Genomic DNA, 2,443 nt, shown 5'->3' with positions numbered 1-2,443 from the left:
TCGTAGAGTCCTACGACGCGGCCCTGCCGTGCCTCGTGGCAATCGGCCCCGGTCGTTGTCAGTGCCGTCGCGTAGTGTCGGAGGTACCAGTCACCCATCGGGGAGGGGGCCCACAGTGCTCATCGACACCTATGGCCGGGTCGCCACCGACCTGCGAGTTTCGCTGACGGACCGCTGCAACCTGCGCTGTACGTACTGCATGCCCGAAGAGGGCCTCCAGTGGCTCGGCAAGCCGGATCTGCTCACCGACGACGAGATCGTCCGCCTGATCCGCATCGCCGTCACCGACCTGGGAATCACCGAGGTCCGCTTCACCGGCGGCGAGCCGCTGCTGCGCCCCGGCCTCGTCGGTATCGTCGAGCGCTGCGCCGCCCTGGAGCCGCGCCCCCGGATGTCCCTCACCACCAACGGCATCGGCCTCAAGCGCACCGCCTCCGCCCTCAAGGCGGCCGGCCTCGACCGGGTCAACGTCTCGCTGGACACGCTGCGCCCGGACGTCTTCAAGACCCTCACCCGCCGAGACCGGCACAAGGACGTCCTGGAGGGCATGGCCGCCGCCCGCGAGGCCGGCCTCACCCCCGTCAAGGTCAACGCCGTCCTGATGCCGGGGCTCAACGACGACGAGGCCCCCGACCTCCTCGCCTGGGCCGTGGCTCATGCGTACGAGCTCCGCTTCATCGAGCAGATGCCGCTCGACGCCCAGCACGGCTGGAAGCGCGACGGGATGATCACCGCAGGTGACATCCTGGAGTCCCTGCGCACCCGCTTCACCCTCACCGAGGAGGGCGAGCGCGAGCGCGGCTCCGCGCCCGCCGAGCGCTGGGTGGTGGACGGCGGCCCGCACCGGGTCGGCGTCATCGCGTCGGTCACCCGCCCGTTCTGCGGGGCCTGCGACCGCACCCGGCTCACCGCGGACGGTCAGGTCCGCACCTGTCTGTTCGCCCGCGAGGAGTCCGACCTGAGGGCCGCCCTGCGCTCGGACGCCACCGACGAGGACATCGCGGAGCTCTGGAAGGTCGCCATGTGGGGCAAGAAGGCGGGCTCGGGCCTCGACGACCCGACGTTCCTGCAGCCGGACCGCCCGATGTCAGCGATCGGTGGCTGAGTCTCCCGACGGCGCAGGGCCCTGCCCCCACTCGGCGAGCGTCACGACGTCCTTGAGGAAACCCCGTATCCCGAGGAACTGAGACAGGTGCTCGCGGTGCTCCTCGCACGCGAGCCACGTCTTGCGGCGCTCCGGCGTGTGCAGCTTCGGATTGTTCCAGGCCAGTACCCAGACGGCGTCCGCACGGCAGCCCTTGGCGGAACAGATGGGGGTCTCGTCACTCACAGCAGAATTCCCAACGGGGGCCACGCAGAAGGGCCCGAACAAAGGCGACGCCGAGCAGCCACGGGGGGAGCTGCCCGGCGTCGGTCCGTCGCTCCGACGGGGGATGCGGAGCGCCTACGAAGTATGTCACGGGGTACGGGGTGCGGTGCACCGGAACTTCATGATTGATCTGAGCTTTTCCTGAGCTTGGGCGGAGCTAAGTAGTCCGCCCCTGTGGGTCGTTGACCGATTCGGCGGGCTCCGGGTCCATCACGGTGCCCTCCAGCGGCGGGCCCAGCGCAGGCCGCACCGGGGCGGGCACGAAAGTCGTCGGCAGGGACTTCGCGCCCTCCCTGCCGCCGTTCGCGATCACCACCGAGACGTACGGCAGCAGCACCCCCAGTGCCAGGGCCACGATCGCCACAGGCCGCTCCACGTTCCACAGGAGCGCGGCGAGGATGACCGCCACCGTCCTGATCGACATGGAGATGATGTACCGGCGCTGCCTGCCCCGTACGTCGTCCGCGAGCGACTGCCGTGCCCCGGTGATCCGGACGACCTCGGCCCCGCGCAGCTTCCGCATCACGATTCCACCACCCGATTCCCGCGCCGGGCACTCCCCGGCCCGGACCAGTCCACCGTACGCCCGCGCTCCGACAGGCGTCGATGCGGGGGCGGCCCTTTCCGGGCGGAGCCGGACCGGCGTACCGCGTACGGCGGCGTCCGACATGCGCCGTACGGGGGATCCGCCGACACTTGATCACAGCGCACATCCGCGCCGGTACGAGGAGGCGACATGAGTTGGTTGTGGGCAATCATCGTCGGGCTTGTGCTCGGACTGATCGCCAAGGCGATCATCCCGGGCAAGCAGCAGATCCCGCTCTGGCTGACGACCGTCTTCGGCATCATCGGAGCGGTGCTGGGCAACTGGCTCGCCACGAAGTTCGGCATCAACGAGACCAAGGGCATCGACTGGGGCCGGCACCTGCTCCAGCTGGCCGGAGCAGTGGTGATCGTCGGTCTGGGCGACGCGATGTACGCGGCGGTCCGGGGCAACAGAAGCCGCGCCTGAACAGCGCCCGGCGGTCCGCCACGCGGACATGGCCGTGGCCGGGACCCCGCTCACCCGCGGGG

4 protein-coding genes are annotated in these 2,443 nt (G+C 70.2%); 2 read left to right on the top strand and 2 right to left on the bottom strand.

The genetic code is table 11. The features are described from left to right. Positions 1-115: 115 nt before the first annotated feature. Positions 116-1,105 (top strand): GTP 3',8-cyclase MoaA, encoded by a 990-nt coding sequence (gene moaA, locus ACWGIG_RS38520; protein ID WP_453326386.1) that lies wholly within the window; start codon positions 116-118, stop codon positions 1,103-1,105. Here the strand turns inward: moaA and ACWGIG_RS38515 are convergent. Both ACWGIG_RS38515 and ACWGIG_RS38510 read right to left on the bottom strand, forming a co-directional pair. Then, the gene (locus tag ACWGIG_RS38515) at positions 1,088-1,330 is read right to left on the bottom strand and encodes a hypothetical protein (protein WP_453326385.1); all 243 of its coding nucleotides are present in this window, start codon (positions 1,328-1,330) and stop codon (positions 1,088-1,090) included. The genes moaA and ACWGIG_RS38515 overlap by 18 nt on opposite strands. Positions 1,331-1,526: 196 nt before the next feature. Beyond that, positions 1,527-1,892: a DUF3099 domain-containing protein gene (locus ACWGIG_RS38510; RefSeq protein ID WP_453326384.1), complete on the bottom strand. Its 366-nt coding sequence runs from the start codon at positions 1,890-1,892 to the stop codon at positions 1,527-1,529. A gap of 213 nt (positions 1,893-2,105) precedes the next feature. Here ACWGIG_RS38510 and ACWGIG_RS38505 point away from each other — a divergent pair, with 213 nt between their 5' ends. Then, complete coding sequence (locus ACWGIG_RS38505) at positions 2,106-2,381, top strand: GlsB/YeaQ/YmgE family stress response membrane protein (protein ID WP_453326383.1); 276 nt, start codon at positions 2,106-2,108, stop codon at positions 2,379-2,381. The last annotated feature ends 62 nt before the right edge of the window (positions 2,382-2,443 follow it).

This window comes from Streptomyces sp. NPDC054863, assembly GCF_053610825.1.
The sequence above is the reverse complement of the archived record's forward strand: the minus strand, read 5'-3'. Positions and strand labels throughout refer to the sequence as shown.

Excerpts from the sequence above, each read along its gene's own strand:
- ACWGIG_RS38510 (WP_453326384.1), bottom strand. The coding sequence starts at position 1,892 with ATGCGGAAGCTGCGCGGGGCCGAGGTCGTCCGGATCACCGGGGCACGG.
- ACWGIG_RS38505 (WP_453326383.1), top strand. The coding sequence starts at position 2,106 with ATGAGTTGGTTGTGGGCAATCATCGTCGGGCTTGTGCTCGGACTGATC.